Source organism: Roseateles albus, from assembly GCF_028595345.1.
Taxonomy (GTDB): Bacteria; Pseudomonadota; Gammaproteobacteria; order Burkholderiales; family Burkholderiaceae_C; genus Paucibacter_A; species Paucibacter_A albus.
Genome location: NZ_JAQQXT010000002.1, coordinates 214,425 through 230,765 on the forward strand (window position 1 = coordinate 214,425; position 16,341 = coordinate 230,765).

13 protein-coding genes are annotated in these 16,341 nt (G+C 61.6%); 8 read left to right on the forward strand and 5 right to left on the reverse strand.

Annotation, left to right across the window (positions count from 1 at the left end; translation table 11 throughout):
- Positions 1 to 48 precede the first annotated feature (48 nt).
- The 3 genes from PRZ03_RS03885 to PRZ03_RS03895 are packed head-to-tail and all read left to right on the forward strand — an operon-like array spanning position 49 to position 3,801.
- The gene (locus PRZ03_RS03885; RefSeq protein ID WP_273599116.1) at positions 49 to 1,296 is read left to right on the forward strand and encodes a sensor domain-containing diguanylate cyclase; all 1,248 of its coding nucleotides are present in this window, start codon (positions 49 to 51) and stop codon (positions 1,294 to 1,296) included.
- Positions 1,280 to 3,277, forward strand: a complete 1,998-nt coding sequence (locus PRZ03_RS03890; protein WP_273599117.1) for a TonB-dependent receptor plug domain-containing protein — start codon at positions 1,280 to 1,282, stop codon at positions 3,275 to 3,277. Before PRZ03_RS03885 ends, PRZ03_RS03890 begins: the two co-directional genes overlap by 17 nt.
- Positions 3,274 to 3,801: a YfiR family protein gene (locus PRZ03_RS03895; protein ID WP_273599118.1), complete on the forward strand. Its 528-nt coding sequence runs from the start codon at positions 3,274 to 3,276 to the stop codon at positions 3,799 to 3,801. The genes PRZ03_RS03890 and PRZ03_RS03895 overlap by 4 nt, the downstream gene beginning before the upstream one ends.
- Positions 3,802 to 3,810: 9 nt before the next feature.
- Here the strand turns inward: PRZ03_RS03895 and murI are convergent, their stop codons facing one another.
- Positions 3,811 to 4,614, reverse strand: a complete 804-nt coding sequence (murI, locus tag PRZ03_RS03900; protein WP_273599119.1) for a glutamate racemase — start codon at positions 4,612 to 4,614, stop codon at positions 3,811 to 3,813.
- 163 nt (positions 4,615 to 4,777) lie between these two features.
- On the opposite strand from murI, the gene PRZ03_RS03905 reads away from it, so the two are divergent.
- The 4 genes from PRZ03_RS03905 to PRZ03_RS03920 all read left to right on the forward strand — a co-directional run bounded on the left by PRZ03_RS03905 (position 4,778) and on the right by PRZ03_RS03920 (position 9,341).
- A complete protein-coding gene (locus PRZ03_RS03905; RefSeq protein ID WP_273599120.1) occupies positions 4,778 to 5,530 on the forward strand; it encodes an electron transfer flavoprotein subunit beta/FixA family protein in 753 nt (250 codons plus the stop codon).
- Between the two features lie 30 nt (positions 5,531 to 5,560).
- Positions 5,561 to 6,493 (forward strand): electron transfer flavoprotein subunit alpha/FixB family protein, encoded by a 933-nt coding sequence (locus PRZ03_RS03910; RefSeq protein ID WP_273599121.1) that lies wholly within the window; start codon positions 5,561 to 5,563, stop codon positions 6,491 to 6,493.
- Between the two features lie 79 nt (positions 6,494 to 6,572).
- Entirely contained in the window at positions 6,573 to 8,372 is a 1,800-nt protein-coding gene (locus PRZ03_RS03915; protein ID WP_273599122.1) for an acyl-CoA dehydrogenase, read from the forward strand.
- 15 nt (positions 8,373 to 8,387) lie between these two features.
- Positions 8,388 to 9,341 carry an NAD(P)H-dependent flavin oxidoreductase gene (locus tag PRZ03_RS03920; RefSeq protein ID WP_273599123.1) on the forward strand — a complete coding sequence of 318 codons (954 nt, stop codon included), beginning with the start codon at positions 8,388 to 8,390 and terminating at the stop codon, positions 9,339 to 9,341.
- Here PRZ03_RS03920 and PRZ03_RS03925 read toward each other — a convergent pair whose 3' ends face one another.
- Positions 9,342 to 10,667, reverse strand: a complete 1,326-nt coding sequence (locus PRZ03_RS03925) for a dicarboxylate/amino acid:cation symporter (protein WP_409993923.1) — start codon at positions 10,665 to 10,667, stop codon at positions 9,342 to 9,344. It abuts the gene before it with no gap.
- 92 nt (positions 10,668 to 10,759) lie between these two features.
- On the reverse strand, positions 10,760 to 11,950 hold the full coding sequence (locus PRZ03_RS03930; RefSeq protein WP_273599125.1) for an alkane 1-monooxygenase: 1,191 nt from the start codon (positions 11,948 to 11,950) through the stop codon (positions 10,760 to 10,762).
- 93 nt (positions 11,951 to 12,043) lie between these two features.
- On the opposite strand from PRZ03_RS03930, the gene PRZ03_RS03935 reads away from it, so the two are divergent.
- Positions 12,044 to 13,084: an AraC family transcriptional regulator gene (locus PRZ03_RS03935; RefSeq protein ID WP_273599126.1), complete on the forward strand. Its 1,041-nt coding sequence runs from the start codon at positions 12,044 to 12,046 to the stop codon at positions 13,082 to 13,084.
- A 29-nt stretch (positions 13,085 to 13,113) separates the two neighbouring features.
- On the opposite strand, the gene PRZ03_RS03940 is transcribed toward PRZ03_RS03935, so the two are convergent.
- Together PRZ03_RS03940 and PRZ03_RS03945 are read right to left on the reverse strand one after the other, a co-directional pair.
- Positions 13,114 to 14,688 (reverse strand): ABC transporter substrate-binding protein, encoded by a 1,575-nt coding sequence (locus PRZ03_RS03940; protein ID WP_273599127.1) that lies wholly within the window; start codon positions 14,686 to 14,688, stop codon positions 13,114 to 13,116.
- A 71-nt stretch (positions 14,689 to 14,759) separates the two neighbouring features.
- On the reverse strand, positions 14,760 to 16,340 hold the full coding sequence (locus PRZ03_RS03945; protein ID WP_273599128.1) for an ABC transporter substrate-binding protein: 1,581 nt from the start codon (positions 16,338 to 16,340) through the stop codon (positions 14,760 to 14,762).
- Between the last annotated feature and the right edge of the window lies 1 nt (position 16,341).

A 16,341-nucleotide genomic window follows, 5' to 3' on the forward strand; every position in this document is an offset into this window, starting at 1 on the left:
TCATCCGCAATTAGGAAGACTGCAAGACCTCAGTCCTTGGTTCGGCGCTTGACCCGCTTGAACCTGCAGGTGCTGGCGGTCACCATGCTGTTGACCTTTGCTTTGATCGCCACGGCCTCCTTGCTGGTGGCGCGCGAGTACCAAGCTCAATCGGCCAAGCATGACGCGCAATTGCTGGCCAACAATCTTGCGCCGATGCTGGTGTTTGAGGATGTCAGTGCAGCGCAGTTGGAGCTGACTGCTTTTGCCCGTCGTGGCGGCGTGCTGGAAGTGCAGGTGTCGCGGCTTGATCATTCCACCTTTGCGCATTGGTTGGATGTGGGTCAGACCGACCACCATCTAGAGCGTGCACCGGCCGACTTGGCCGGAACGTCCGCTGTCGTGGAGATGCATCTGAGTTCACTTGATGTCTGGGTGCCTATTCATCTCAAGGGCGAGTTGATAGGTTCGCTGACCGTGCACGAAAGCTTGAAGTCTTTGCAACACACCGTGCTTCGCATGGTCGGTGTGGCGGCCGTTTTTATCGGCTTGGCGATTTTGATCGCTGGGCGACTTTTGCGCTGGGTGCAAAAACGTGCCTTGGCGCCCATCGTGGAGCTTTCCAGGCTGGCAGAAAATATCGCGACCAGCCAAGACTTCAGCCAGCGCGCGCAGATCCATGGCGCCGATGAAGTCGGGCGTTTGAGCGAGCGCTTCAACCAGATGCTCAAGCGGGTCGAGATCAGCCAGACCGAGCTGAATCAGCGACTCCAACGCGAGCAAATTGCCGGCCAACAGTTCGAGCAACTCGCGCATCAAGACAGCCTGACCAAGCTGCCCAATCGCTTGTATTTCCAGTCAGCCTTGCAGCGGCATATCGCTCACAGCTGCCAGAACGCCGTGCTGATGGCCTTGATGTTCATCGACCTGGATAGCTTCAAGTTGGTCAATGACAGGCATGGTCATGATGCCGGCGACGCCGTGCTGTGTGAGGTAGCCGCTCGCATGAGCCGGGTGCTGCGATCCGGTGATGTCTTGTGCCGCTTGGGCGGCGATGAGTTCGGATTGATTCTCCCGGTCGTGCCCGACGAGGCCGCCGCCGAGCAATTGGCGCTACGCTTGATCGCCGCGATCCGCGAGCCCATGGTGCTTGGTGGGCATTTGATGCCGATAGGCGCCACGGTGGGCTTGGCTTTTTGTCCCACCGATGAGGTCGAGGCTTCGCAGCTTTTGAGTGCGGCCGATGTGGCAATGTACGCGGCCAAGCGTGCCGGCAAGAACACCTTCAGAAGGGCGAACCATGCTGCTTCGAGCTAAATTGGCCGCAGCGGCCTTGCTGCTCTTGGCCATCGGCGCGTCATCCGCTGCATCTTCGGCCGCCCCTGCGCCTGCCGACCCGGATCAAGAAATGGGGCTGGAGGAACTCTTGCGTCAGCCCCTGAAAGAGGTGCCGCGGGATGTGGAGGTCAGTACCGCTTCACGCTTTACCCAAAGCGCGGCGCAGGCGCCCTCGACGACTTACGTCATCACCGCCAACGAAATTGCCCGTTTTGGCTTTCGCAACATCAGCGATATCTTGCGTGCACTGCCCGGGCTTTACACCACCAGTGACGGATTTTTTAGCTATGTCGGCGCACGCGGCCTGGGCCGCCCGGGCGACCTCAATACTCGCTTGTTGTTCTTGATCGACGGCATGCGAGTGAATGAAAACGTCTATGACGCGGCGCTGCTGGGAGGTGATTTTTTCCTCGATGCCGAACTGATCGAGCGGGTGGAGTTCACGCCCGGGCCGGGTTCGGCGCTGTATGGCAATAACGCCTTCCTCGGTGTGGTCAATGTGATGAGCAAGCGGGCCGACAAGCTCGGCGGGGCGGAGCTGCGTGCCAGCCGGGATTCACTGGGCCTGCAGCAGGCCAGGATCAGCCTCGGGCATCGCTCCGAAGCGGGTTGGGAGGGCTGGTTGGCAGCGAGCGAAGCCAGGCAAGACCACATCGCCTTGCCCTACGAAACGCCGCCCGAGGCCGTGAACGCGCAGCGCGAACTTCTTTGGACGAACAGCAAGCGGCTGTTTGGCAGCTTCAATGCGGGCGACTGGGCGCTTCGAGCGGGTTACAGCGAGGCCAAGCTTGGTGCGCCGAGCTACCGGGCCGAGAGCATGCCTGCCCAATTCGATCAGGCTTACATCCTCTCGGACAATAGCTTTGTAGCGCTGAACCATGAGCGCAGCCTAGGCCCGGACTGGGATTTGTTCGCCAGCGTCTCGGCTAAGCGCAGCAATTACCGGGATCGCTTTCCCTCTATGGATCCGCAGTCTGGCCAGCAACGACTCTTCGGCACCACCTCGCGGGGCCGCTGGTCTAACTGGGATCTTAGACTGAGCACGCGGCGCTGGGCCAATCACCGCTTGATGGCTGGGCTGGAACTTCAAAACGATGCCGAGATGAGAATTCTCACCGGCTTGGAAGGCGAGCCGGCTTTGCAGGAGTTTTTTGGCGATAACCGACGGGTCGGCATATTTGTCCAGGATGAATGGCAAATCGCCGACAAGCAGCAACTGATTCTGGGCCTGCGCCGCGACAGCTCCAAGGTGGCCGACCCCAGCATCAACCCGCGATTGGCTTGGGTTTGGAGTGGCGTGAGCGACGCGACGCTGCGGCTGATGTACGGCAGTGCCTTTCGAGCCCCGAATCTGAATGAGTTTGCCTTGAATTCCTCATGGGAGGTGGCTCTGCCAAAACCTGAGCGGGTGCGAACCCTGGAGGCAGCCTGGGACCAAGCGCTGACTCCGCAGTTGCAGTACCGCGTGTCGGTCTTCGCATCAAGGCTCTTGGATTTGATCGAACTGAATCAAGTCGATTTGCCGGTGTACGAGAACAGCCGGCCCTTGCGTAACTATGGCAGCGAGCTGGAGCTGGAGCGGCGCTGGGACCAGGGCGCGCGCTTGCGCATGGGCCTGTCTTTGCAGCGCAGCCGGGACGAGCAAGGTGCGGGTCTTAGCAACTCGCCGGCTGCCCTGTTCAAGTTGTTTTATAGCCAGCCCATTTGGGGCGACGCCTTGCAACTGTCTTGGCAGTCATTCGCGATGAGCCAGCGCCAGACGGCGGCCCAAAGCCTGCCCGGATATTGGCTGAATAATGTCAATTTGCTGTGGCGCCCCCGGCTGGACGTTGACCTGAGCCTGGGTTTTTACAACCTCGGCAATACCCGCGTGATTGACCGACCCCGGGTGGACCAGTCCGCCTCGCAGCAGCCGGGCCGCTCGGTGCAGCTTGCGCTGAGCTGGAGGTTTGGTTCATGAAGCGCGCGCGCCTGCTCAGCCGCCTCGCGGCCGCCTTGCTCGGTATGAGCGCGGTGTTGAGCGTCAGCGCAGCGCCGGCCTTGGATGATGCCCAGCTGCGCGCTGCTTTTATTTATCGCTTTGCGCAGTTCACGCAGTGGCCGCCGCCCCCGATGCGCGAATTCACTTATTGTGTGGCCGGCAATGCCGCCATGCAGGCCTCGCTGCAGGCACTAACGGCCAAAGCCCATGGCGAGGCCAGTAGCCGCCTGCGCGTGTTGACCGAGCCGCAACAAGCGGCGCAATGCCAGCTGCTGCTCTTGGGCTTCGATGAGCGGGCCGAGCTGCAGCGCTGGACGGCAGCGCTGGCCGCTGAGCCGGTCTTGGTGGTCGGCGACAGCGCTGAGGCCTTTCGCAATGGCGCGGTGATCGCGCTGGTCGCCGAACCCAACGGCCTGGCTTTTCGCATCAATCACACCGAGGCCAAGCGGCGCGGGCTGGTGCTGAGCTCGCAGATGCTCAAGCTGGCGCGCGAGGTGAAGTGAGGTGAGTGTCTAAAGGCGCAAGGCCTGGGCTTGTAGCGGCCAAGCCAGCGCTTGCTGGACGAACTGCGTCAGTGCGTCGGCGCTGCCCGTCGTCAGCAGCATTGGCGCCGCTGTGGCTGCCGCCAAGTCCAAGCCTTGCCATTGTTTGGCCGCTTGCTGCGCCACCGCCGATTCGATATTGAGCAGCTTGACTTGCTCGCCCAGCACTCGCTGTAAAGCCGGCTGCACCAGGGGGTAATGGGTGCAGCCCATCAAGACGGTGTCAACCTGGGCGTCGACCAAGGGCTGGCACAGCTGGGCGAGTAATTGATGCAAGGCCGGTGTTTCCAACTCTCCGCGCTCAATCAAGGCGACCAGGCCCGGGCAGGGCTGGCTGAAGACCTGTGCAGCGCCAGCGTGGCGGGCAATCAAATCGGCAAAGCGGGCGCTGGCAATGGTGGACGGCGTGGCCATCACACCGATGCGGCCGTTGCGACTGGCCGCCACCGCCGGCTTGATGCCGGGCTCGGTACCGACGATGGGCAGCTCAGGCCAGCGCTGCCTGAGCGCGCCGATCGCGTGTGCGGTGGCGGTATTGCAAGCCACCACCAAGACCCGCGCGCCTTGGTCTATCAAGTGCTCGGCCACGATCAGGCTGCGCTGAATGATGTAGTCGGGTTCGCGCTGGCCATAGGGCGCATGTGCTGCGTCGGCGACATAAAGCATGGGCACCTCGGGCAGCAGGCGGTGCAGCTCGCGCAAGACGGTGAGGCCGCCGACGCCGGAGTCAAAAACACCCAGGCAAGCCGGGTTGGAAGGAATGGTCGAGATCATTAAGTGCGGCAGTCTAGCTTTTGTCGTCGGGCAGCTCCGGCATAGTGGCTAGAATAGAACGATCGTGCTTTTTTACTGCTTTGCGGCAAAGAAGCTGCCGGGCTGCTGGGCCGCCCCCGTAGAATCTGGTTAACGTTAACGTCAATTAGTCTTGGAGTAATCGATGAAAGTCCTGGTCCCAGTCAAACGCGTGGTCGACTACAACGTCAAGGTGCGCGTCAAGAGCGACGGCAGCGGCGTGGATATCGCCAACGTGAAAATGTCGATGAACCCTTTTGATGAAATCGCCATCGAAGAGGCGGTACGACTGAAAGAGAAGGGCATCGTCACCGAAGTGATCGCCGTGTCTTGCGGCGTCACGCAGTGCCAGGAAACCCTGCGCACCGCGATGGCGATTGGCGCCGACCGCGCCATCTTGATCGAAACCGATGCCGAGTTGCAGCCGCTGGCGGTTGCCAAGCTGCTCAAGGCCCTGGTCGATAAAGAGCAGCCCGGCCTGGTGATCCTGGGCAAGCAGGCGATCGATGATGACTGCAACCAGACCGGCCAGATGCTGGCCGCGCTGACCGGCATGCCGCAAGGCACGTTCGCCAGCAAGGTCGAGCTGACCGCGGATTCGGTGGCCGTGACGCGTGAAGTCGACGGTGGCCTGGAGACGGTCAAGCTGTCGCTGCCCGCCGTCATCACCACCGACCTTCGCCTGAATGAGCCGCGTTATGTGACGCTGCCCAACATCATGAAGGCTAAGAAGAAGCAGATGGACGTGATCAAGCCGGCCGATCTGGGTGTGGACGTCGCGCCGCGCATCAAGACCTTGAAGGTCGAGGAGCCGCCTAAGCGCAGCGCCGGCATCAAGGTGGCCGATGTGGCCGCCCTGGTCGACAAGTTGAAGAACGAAGCCAAGGTCATTGGCTAAACCTGATCAGAAGAATTCGGAGAATCCCCAATGACTGCTCTCGTTATTGCTGAACACGACAACGCCCATATCAAGGGCGCAACCTTGAATACCGTCACCGCCGCTTTGGCGACCGGTGCCGACGTGCATGTGCTGGTGGCCGGCTTCAATGCCACCGCTGCCGCCGCTGCCGCTGCTCAAATCGCCGGTGTGGCCAAGGTCTTGCACGCCGACGCTAGCGCGCTGGAAAACGGCCTGGCCGAAAACCTCGCCGCCCAAGTGCTGGCGATTGCGTCCGGCTACACCCACATCCTGTTCCCAGCCACCGCTTCGGGCAAGAACGTGGCGCCGCGCGTCGCCGCCTTGCTGGACATGGCCCAACTGTCCGACGTCACCAAGGTCATCAGCGCCGACACCTTCGAGCGCCCGATCTACGCCGGCAATGCGATCGCCACCGTCCAAAGCGGCGACGCTGTCAAGATCCTGACCGTGCGCACGACCGGCTTTGACGCGGCCGCCGCCACCGGTGGCAGCGCCGCCGTTGAAGTGATTGCAGCCGCCGCCGACAGTGGCAAGAGCAGCTTCGCCGGCCGTGAAGTGACCAAGAACGACAGACCCGAGCTGACGGCAGCCAAGGTGATCGTCTCCGGTGGCCGCGCTCTGGGCTCGAACGACAAGTTCATGGAAGTGCTGACACCGCTGGCCGACAAGCTCGGCGCGGCACTCGGCGCCTCGCGCGCCGCTGTGGATGCCGGTTATGCGCCTAACGATTGGCAGGTCGGTCAGACCGGCAAGATCGTGGCGCCCCAGCTCTATATCGCTTGTGGCATCTCGGGTGCGATCCAGCATCTGGCCGGCATGAAGGACTCCAAGGTGATCGTCGCGATCAACAAGGATGCCGAGGCACCGATCTTCTCGGTCGCCGATTACGGCCTGGAAGCCGACCTGTTCGTGGCTGTGCCGGAACTGGTCAAGTCGCTTTGATTTCACGCGTTTGACAAACAAGCCTGAAGGCGCCCGACTGCATGGTCGCGGCGCCTTTTTTTGATTCGGAGACTAGAAAATGACTTATCGCGCCCCCGTTAAAGACCTGATGTTCAATATGCAGGCGCTGGCCGACCTGCCCGCCCTGAACAAGATTCCCGCCTTTGCCGACTTTGACCTCGACACCGCGCAAGCCGTGCTGGAGGAATGCGCGAAGCTGTGCGAAGACGTGATCGCCCCGCTGAACTGGGTAGGCGACAAGAACCCGTCCTTCTGGAAAGACGGCCAGGTTTTCACCACACCCGGTTTCAAAGAAGCGTTCAAGCAGTTTGCCGAAGGCGGCTGGCAAGGCCTGCAGCACCCGGACGAGTTTGGCGGCCAGGGCTTGCCTAAGACCATTGGTGCGGCCTGCGGCGAGATGATCAATAGCGCTAACGTCAGCTTTGCGCTGTGTCCGCTCTTGACCGACGGCGCGATCGAAGCCTTGCTGACCGCTGGGTCCGAAGAGCAAAAGAACATCTTCATCCCCAAGCTGGTCGATGGCAGCTGGACCGGCACGATGAATCTGACCGAGCCGCAAGCCGGCTCCGACTTGGCGCAGGTGCGCACCCGCGCCGAGCCGCAGGCAGACGGCACTTACAAGATCTTCGGCACCAAGATCTTCATCACCTACGGCGAACACGATATGGCCGAGAACATCGTCCATCTGGTGCTGGCCCGCGTGGTCGGCGCGCCCGAGGGCGTCAAGGGCATCAGCTTGTTCCTGGTGCCCAAGTTCATGGTCAATGCCGACGGCACTCTGGGCGCCCGCAACGATGCGCATTGCGTGTCGATCGAGCACAAGATGGGCATCAAGGCCAGCCCGACCGCCGTGCTGCAGTTCGGTGATCATGGCGGTGCCGTTGGGACGCTCATTGGCGAGGAAAACCGTGGCCTTGAGTACATGTTCATCATGATGAACGCGGCCCGTTTCGGCGTCGGCGTGCAGGGCATTGCGGTGGCCGAGCGCTCCTACCAAAAGGCAGCGAGTTTCGCCCGTGACCGTGTGCAGTCGCGCCCGGTTGATGGCTCCACCGCAGCCGGTGGTGGCGCCGCGCCCATCCTGCACCACCCCGATGTGCGCCGCATGCTGATGACGATGCGCGCGCTGACTGAAGGTTGCCGAGCCATGTCCAGCGTCGCCGCCAGCGCCTATGACACGGCGCATCACCACGCTGATGCGGCGATCGCCAAACAGGCGCAGACCTTCTATGAATTCCTGGTTCCTCTTGTCAAGGGCTATAGCACCGAGATGAGCTTGGAGGTCACCGACCTGGGCGTGCAAGTGCATGGCGGCATGGGCTTTATCGAGGAGACCGGCGCGGCTCAGCATTACCGCGACGCCAAGATTTTGACCATTTATGAAGGCACGACCGCGATCCAGGCGAATGACTTGGTCGGCCGCAAGACCGGCCGCGACGGCGGCGCTTTTGCCCGCTCGGTGGCCGGCTTGGTCGAAGCGACCGAGGCGCAGCTGGCCGCGCGTGACAGCGCCGCCGCGCGCTCGGTGCTCAAGCGCTTGTCGGCTGCCCGTCTGGCTTATCTGGATGTGGTGGACTTCATCGCGGCCAATTCACGCAGCAATCCGAACGCGGCTTACGCCGGCTCGGTGCCCTATCTAATGTTGGCCGGCAATCTGGTCGCTGGCTGGCAATTGGCGCGCTCGCTGATGGTGGCTGAGGACCATTTGGCGGCGGGCAATGACGCCGCCTTCATGTCCGCCAAGATCGCCACCGCGCGCTTTTATGCCGAGCATATTCTGAGTCGCGCTGGCGGCCTGCGCGATGCCATCGTCGAGGGCGCCGACAGCGTCACCGCGATGTCGCTTGAAGCTTTCTGAACGGAGAAATTCTCAATGTCCTTGCCCCCGATTCTGCAAAACCTGCCGCTGCCCATCATCGGCTCGCCACTGTTCATCATCAGCAACCCCAAACTGGTGATTGCCCAGTGCAAGGCCGGCGTGGTCGGCTCGATGCCGGCGCTGAATGCCCGCCCGGCCGAATTGCTCGACGAGTGGTTGAACGAGATCACCACCGAACTGGCCGCCTACAACCTGGCCAACCCGGATAAGCCGGCCGCCCCGTTTGCGATCAACCAGATCGTGCACAAGAGTAACGACCGACTTGAGCATGACATGGCGGTCTGCGCCAAGTACAAGGTGCCCATCATCATCACCTCGCTGGGCGCGCGTGAAGACGTCAACCAGGCGGTTCACGCCTGGGGCGGCATCGTGCTGCACGACATCATCAACAACAAGTTCGCCAAGAAGGCGATCGAAAAAGGTGCCGATGGTCTGATCGCGGTGGCAGCCGGGGCAGGAGGGCATGCCGGCGTGAAAAGCCCGTTCGCGCTGATCCAGGAAATCCGTGAATGGTTCGACGGCCCAGTCGCCTTGTCGGGCTCGATTGCCAGTGGCGATGCGGTGTTAGCGGCCCAAGCGATGGGGGCGGACTTCGCCTATATCGGCTCGGCCTTCATCGCCACCGATGAAGCGCGCGCGGCAGACGCCTACAAGCAGATGATTGTGGACAGCAATAGCGATGACATCGTTTACAGCAATCTGTTCACCGGCGTGCACGGCAACTACCTGCGTGGCTCTATCGTCAATGCCGGCATGGACCCTGACAAACTGCCCGAGAGTGACCCCAGTGCGATGAACTTCGGCGGCAGCTCCGCCAAGGCCTGGAAGGAAATCTGGGGCTGCGGCCAGGGCATTGGCGCGGTGCGCGAGGTGTTGCCGGCCGGTCAGCTGGTCGCGCGCCTGGCGGCCGAATATCAGGCCGCCAGGGCGCGTTTAGCTTTGGGCTGATCAGGTCTTGAGGTGCAGGTTGACGCGGTCCAGCACCTGCTCGGGCGCGTCGGCCTCCAGATCGGTCTCGTTGTTCAGGTGTCGGTTCATGCGCTCAACATCCAGGTCGCCGGTCCATTTCGCGACCACCAGGGTGGCCACGCCGTTACCGATCAAATTGGTCAGCGCGCGCGCCTCGCTCATGAAGCGGTCAATGCCCAGGATCAAAGCCAGTCCCGCGACCGGGATGCCGCCGACGGCGCTGAGCGTGGCGGCCAGCACGATGAAGCCGCTGCCGGTCACGCCAGCTGCGCCCTTTGAGGTCAACAGCAGCACGGCCAACAGGGTCAGTTGTTGCGTCAGCGTCATCGGCGTGTTGGTGGCCTGCGCGATGAAGACCGCTGCCATGGTCAGGTAGATCGAGGTGCCGTCCAGATTGAAGGAGTAGCCGGTCGGAATCACCAGGCCGACAGTGGATTTCTTGGCGCCGAGGTTTTCCATCTTGGCCATCATGCGCGGCAGCACCGACTCGGATGAAGAGGTGCCCAGCACGATCAGCAGTTCTTCCTTGATGTAGCGGATGAATTTGAAGATCGAGAAACCATGCGCGCGTGCGATGCTGCCCAGCACGATGACGATGAACAGCAGGCAGGTCAGGTAGAAGCTGCCCATCAGCTTGGCCAGCTGCAGCAGCGAGCCCAGACCGTATTTGCCGATGGTGAAGGCCATTGCCCCAAACGCGCCGATCGGGGCCAGCTTCATGATGTAGCCGACGATCACGAACAGCACATGCGAGCTTTTCTCGATCAGGTCGAACACCATGGTGCCGCGGCCGCCAAAGCGGTGCAGAGCAAAGCCGAACAGCAGGGCGATCAAGAGTACTTGCAGCATCTCGCCCTTGGCGAAGGCATCGACCACGGTGGTGGGGATGATGGCCAGCAAGAACTCGGTGGTGGTCTGCATCTTGCCGGGCGCGGTGTAGGGGGCAATGCTCTTGGTGTCTAGTGCGGCTGGGTCCACATTCATGCCGGCGCCGGGCTGCAGCACGTTGACAACGATCAAGCCAATCACCAGGGCCAGGCTGGAGACGATCTCAAAGTACAGCAGGGCCAGGCCACCGGTCTTGCCGACCTTTTTCATGTCCTCCATGCCGGCGATGCCGACCACCACGGTGCAGAAGATGATGGGCGCGATGATCATCTTGATCAGCTTGATGAAGCCGTCGCCGAGCGGCTTCATCGCCGCACCACTCTCCGGGTAGAAGTGGCCCAGCAACACGCCCAAGACGATGGCTGTGATGACCTGGGCGTAGAGTGATTTGTAAATGGGTGGTCTGGTTTGCACGATGGACTCTCCGATGTCGACTGTGCGGCATCTTGCGTCCGGCGTGCTGGTCTGGATATGAGGGGATTTACATACAGGGCAACAGCCGGCGAATTTCAGCCCAGCCGGTATTTGGCCATCAAGCCGGTTCGCCTTGCCGGCTCAAAATTGATGCGCGCCGGGTCGCGGCCGACCACGGCCAAGAGCCGCTCATCCATCACCCGAAACCATAGCGGCGGGATGTAGGCAATGCTGAACATGCCGAAGTAGCCGCTGGGCAATTGCGGCAGATTCTCGAAGTGGCGCAGCGACTGATAGCGGCGCAGCGGATGAGCGTGGTGGTCCGAATGGCGCTGCAAGTGGAACACCGCCCAGTTGGAAAATATGTGATTGCTGTTCCAGGAGTGATGGGGCTGGCAGGGCTCGTAGCGGCCATTGGCAAGCTTTTGGCGCAGCAACCCGTAATGCTCGATGTAGTTGGCGGAACTCAGCTGGAAGTTGGCCCAGAAGGCGGTGGCCAGGATGAAAGGCAGCACTTGTGGCCCCAGCCAGACTGTCAAGGCGCCCCAGAGCGCCAAGGTAATCAGCGCCGGCTGCAAGATCTCGTTGTGCAGCGACCAGACCGGCAGATTCGCCTTGCGCAGACGCTCGCTCTCTAGGGTCCAGGCGCGCTTGAAGGCGCCAGGCATTTCGCGCAGCACGAAGCTATAAATCGACTCGCCCATGCGCGAGGAAGCCGGGTCCAGTGGCGTGGCTACATCCCGGTGATGCCCGCGGTTATGTTCGATATAGAAATGACCATAGGCAGTGGTGGATAGCACCAGCTTGGCCAGCCAGCGCTCGAGCTTGGTTTGCTTGTGGCCCAGCTCATGGCCCAGGTTGATGCAAAAGCCGCCGACGGAACCGGTGATGATCACCATTGCGAGCATGCCGTGCCAAGGTAGGTCGTGTGTAGCCACGAACCAGACGCAGAAGGTGAAGGCCAGCCAAAGAATTGGCACCAGCGCATAGGTGATGCGGCGATAGAACAGGTCGGCGTCCAGCGCCGGCACGGCAGACTCGGGCGGGTTGCTGCGGTCGCTGCCCAGGAGCCAGTCGATCAGCGGCACCACGCCGTAAAGAAAGGCCACCGGCAGCCACAGCAGGCGCGCGTCGCCGCTCCAAAGCAGCAGGGCCGGCCCCAAGGTGACCGAGGCCGGCACCAGCAGGCTCATCAGCCAGGCATAACGTTTACGGTCCACATAAGGGCTGGCGGGCGGCGTTGAGGCCGGGTCTCCTTGCATGAGGTCGGGCACGCTGAGGGTCATTGTCTGTCTCCTGTTGTTTGTGTCAGTGTGGCTGGCTCGCCCCCGTGCAAACACCGTGGCAAGTGGCAAGTGATCGTCCTAAAGTGACAAACAATGAGCCCGCAGCCGAACCCCACCCAAGCAGCCAGAGTGCATCCGACCTATGCGCGGCTCTTATGCATGTTGCTGCGCGGCCTGGGGGCGGACATGGAGCTGGCTTTGGCCGAGGCTGGATTGAGCTGGGAGGGGCTTGCGACCGAAGAGAAGATGCTGGACTTTGCTGTCGTGCAGCTGTTGGCGCAAGCGGCAATTGCATCCAGTGGTCGACCTTGGCTGGGCATCGAGTTGGGGCAGATGGCGCATATCTCGACCCATGGCGGCGTGGGCTCGGCGGTGGTGGCTAGTCGCGACTTGCGCCAGGCGCTGGCTACGGTGGCCCGCTTCTCCAGTCTGCGCAATGATTTGCTGCGTTTTGAATTGACCGAGCACCCGGAAGGCGCCGTGCTGCGTGCGCATGAAAGTGCCGACCTCGGCGCCGCGCGCGGCTTTGTGCTCGACATGGTGTTCGGCACCGCGCTGCGTTTGATGGAGACCGTGGTGGGCCACCGCCTGCGCGGGCTTCGCGTCGAGCTGCCTTTTGCGCCTCCGGTCTGGTGCGATCGATACGAGCGTTTGGTCGAAGGCGGTGCCCTGGTGTTCGACGCGCCTTCGCTGGCTTTTCACCTCGATGCTGCCATGCTGGAGGCGCCATGCATCACGGCGAATTCGCGCGCCTTCGAGGCGGCGCGTGACGATTGCGAGCGCGAGCTGGCACTGACGGCAGGAGGCATAGGCCCCTGGTCGCAGCGCCTGCGTCAGCTCCTGCTGCAGCGGCGCGCGCCGGAGCCCTATCCCACGGCGCTGGCCTTGGCCGAGGCTTGCCATGTTTCGGTGCGCACGCTGATACGCCGTTTGCGCGCCGAAGGCAGCAGCTACCAGGCCTTGCTGGACGGCGTGCGGCAGGAGCAAGCGCTTTGGCAGCTGCGACACACCCAGAACTCGGTCGAAGAAATTGCCGCCCAGCTCGGCTTTGAAGACACATCCAACTTCAGCCGTACCGTGCGACGCTGGTTCGGGCAGACGCCGTCCGGCCTGCGCGAGCGCTTGCGGGCCTGAACCGTTCAGGACCGCAAGCATCTTGGTCTTTACTTGATATGGGTGAAGCGCGCTTCGGGCCGGTCGTCCGAGCGGTGTACGGTTTCAACGTTAGCTCGCATGGCCCAGGGCCGCATCTGATGGTGCAGCGGAATGAAGAAGGATTCGTCCCGCACGCGCAGCAAGGCCTCTCGGATCAGGGCATTTCGCTTGGCTACATCGGTTTCCGTCTTCATGCTGGCGATCAGCTGATCCAACTGCGCGTCGCTCAATCTTGAGTAATTGAAATTGCCATCGGCGCCGCTGGTGCGGGTGTGGGCCAGGCTTTGTAGGGTGAACTGCGCGTCGAAGGTGGCCACCCCCCAGCCCAGCATATAGAGCGGCGCCTCAAAGCGCTGGAAGGTCTGGCTATGTTGCGAGAAGGGCAGGGCGGCCAGGCGCGCCTTGATGCCGATCTTGGCCCACATCGCCACCACGGCCTGGCAGACCTCTTCGTCATTGACGTAGCGGTTGTTCGGGCAGTTCAGCGGCACCTCAAAGCCGCTCGCGTAGCCGGCCTCGGCCAACAGCTTTTTGGATCTTTCGATGTCGACCTTGTGCGGCACATCGATATCGGGCGTGTTGCCGTTGACGCCCGGCGCCACCATGATGCCGGCCGGAATCGACAGGCCGCGCATGATGGTGCGCTTGATCGCCTCGCGGTCAATCGCCACGCTCATCGCCTCGCGAACTCTTTTATCCTTGAAGGGGTTCTTGCCCTTGACGCTGGCGCCGGCCAACTCCTCGCTGCCTTGGTCCATCGCGAAGAAGATGGTGCGCACCTCCGGGCCCTCGACCACCTTGAGCTTGGCGTCAAGTTTGAGCTTGGCGACGTCTTGTGTGGGCAGGTCGGTCAGCAGGTCGACATCACCGGACAAGAGCGCTGCCACCCGGGTCGGGTCCGATTTGATCGGTGTGTAGATGACCTCACTGACGTTGCTGGCGTTTTTGGCATCCCACCAGTCCTTGTTGGCCACCATGGTGATTTTCTGATCGGGCTGCCAGCCGGTGATCTTGTAAGCGCCGGTACCCATGGCGTTGCGCGAGGCGTAGTTGTCTTCCTTGGCCTTGTAGTCCTGAACATTGGTGGTCTTGTTCTTCTCGGCCCAGGCCTTGCTCATGATGCGGAAGTCGATGATGTTGCGCAGCAGGATGGGCGTGGGCGCGTTCAGCATCACATCGATGGTGTGATCGTCGATCTTCTTGATCTCTTTGATGCCGGCCACATAGGTCTGCATCGTGCCTTGCGGCTGGCTGATGCGCCCGAAGGTGAAGATCACGTCATCGGCGGTGAAGGGCGATCCGTCATGGAATTTGACGCCCTTGCGCAAATCAAAACGTACCTGCGTCGGCGAGATATATGTCCATTTGGTTGCCAGCGCCGGCTCGACCTGGAACTTGTCGTTGTAGCGCGTCAGGCCCTCGTAGGCGTGCATCAGGATGGCAATGGTGGTGGTGTGATTCTGCGAGTGCGGGTCCATGGTCAGAATGTCATTCTGAGCCGCCCAGCGCAGTGTCACAGCGCCAGCGCTGCTAAGGGCCAAGCCCAAAGTGAGGGCCAGTGCCGTGAGTTTGATCTTGTACATAGAGATTCCTTCGCGTGAATGAGAGAAACCACCGCAGGGGTGGTTTCTGGAAATTGCATTGAAGCGTCGGGTTACTTCAGCGTGGTGAAGCGAGCCTGTGGTTTGTCGTCCGCCCGGTGCAGGGTTTCGACATTGCTGCGCATCGCCCAGGGGCGCACTTGGTGGTGCACGGGAATGAACAAGTACTCGTCGCGCACGCGCAAAAGAGCCTCTCGGATCATGGCGTTGCGCTTGGTGATATCGGTCTCCGTCTTCATCGCTTGCACCAAGGCGTCCACCTTGGCGTCGCTGACGCGTGAGTAGTTGCCTTTGCCGTCGACGCCGGTCGTGCGACTGTGGATCACGTCTTGCAAGGTGTATTGGGCGTCAAAAGTCGTCACGCCCCAGCCGTAGAGGTAGAGCGGGGACTCCATCTTCTGCAAGAGCACCGAATGCTGGGACATGGGCAGCGCGCTCAATTTGGCCTTGATGCCGATCTTGGCCCACATCGCCACCACGGCCTGGCAGATTTCTTCGTCGTTGACGTAGCGGTCATTCGGGCAGTTCAGCGGCACTTCAAAACCATCCGGATAGCCGGCTTCGGCCATCAGCTTCTTGGCCTTCTCAAGGTCGACCTTGGGCGGCACGTCGATGTCGGGCGTGTTGCCGTTGACGCCGGGCGCCACCATGATGCCGGCCGGCATGGACAGGCCGCGCATCAGGCTGCGCTTGATGGCTTCGCGGTCGATGGCGGTGCTCATCGCTTCACGCACGCGTTTGTCCTTGAACGGGTTCTTGCCCTTGACGCTGGCGCCGCGCAACTCGTCGCTGCCCTCGTCCATGGCGAAGAAAATGGTGCGATTCTCGAGGCCGTCCAGCACCTTGAGCTTGGGGTCGGCCTTGAGTTTGGCCACATCCTGCGTCGGCAGATCGGTCAGCAGGTCCACATCACCGCTCAGCAGGGCCGCCACGCGGGTGGCGTCGCTCTTGATCGGCGTATAACTGATCTCGGTCACATTGCCCTTGTTGGTGTCCCACCAATCCTTGTTGGCGACCATGCTGATCTTTTGATCGGGCTGCCAGCTCGTGATTTTGTAGGGTCCGGTGCCCATCGCATTGCGGGAAGCAAAAGTGTCTTCCTTGGCCTTGTAGTCCTGCGGATTGACTGATTTATTCTTCTCCGCCCAAGCCTTGCTCATGATGCGGAAGTCGGTCAGGTTGCGCAGCAGCACCGGGCTAGGGCCGTCGAGTATCAGGTCGACCGTGTAGTCATCGACCTTTTTGATCTCCTTGATGCCGGCCACAAAAATCTGGTTATTGGCCTGCGGCTGCTTGATGCGGCCGAAGGAGAACACCACATCGTCGGCAGTGAAGGGCGTGCCGTCGTGAAACTTAACGCCGCGGCGCAGATCAAAACGAATTTGCGTTGGGCTGATAGCGGTCCACTTGGTCGCCAGTGAGGGCTCGGGCTGGAATTTTTCGTTGTAACGCGTCAGTCCTTCGTAGGCATAGGCATTGATGCCATTGGTGGTCGCGTGGTTCTGCGAATGAGGGTCCAGCGTCTGGATGTCATTCTGAGCGGCCCAGCGCAGCGGTACGGCATGCGCTGTGCTGGCAGCCAAGCCAAGCGCTACCGCCGTCGCGGCCAAAGACTTCAGTTTGAACTTAAGCATC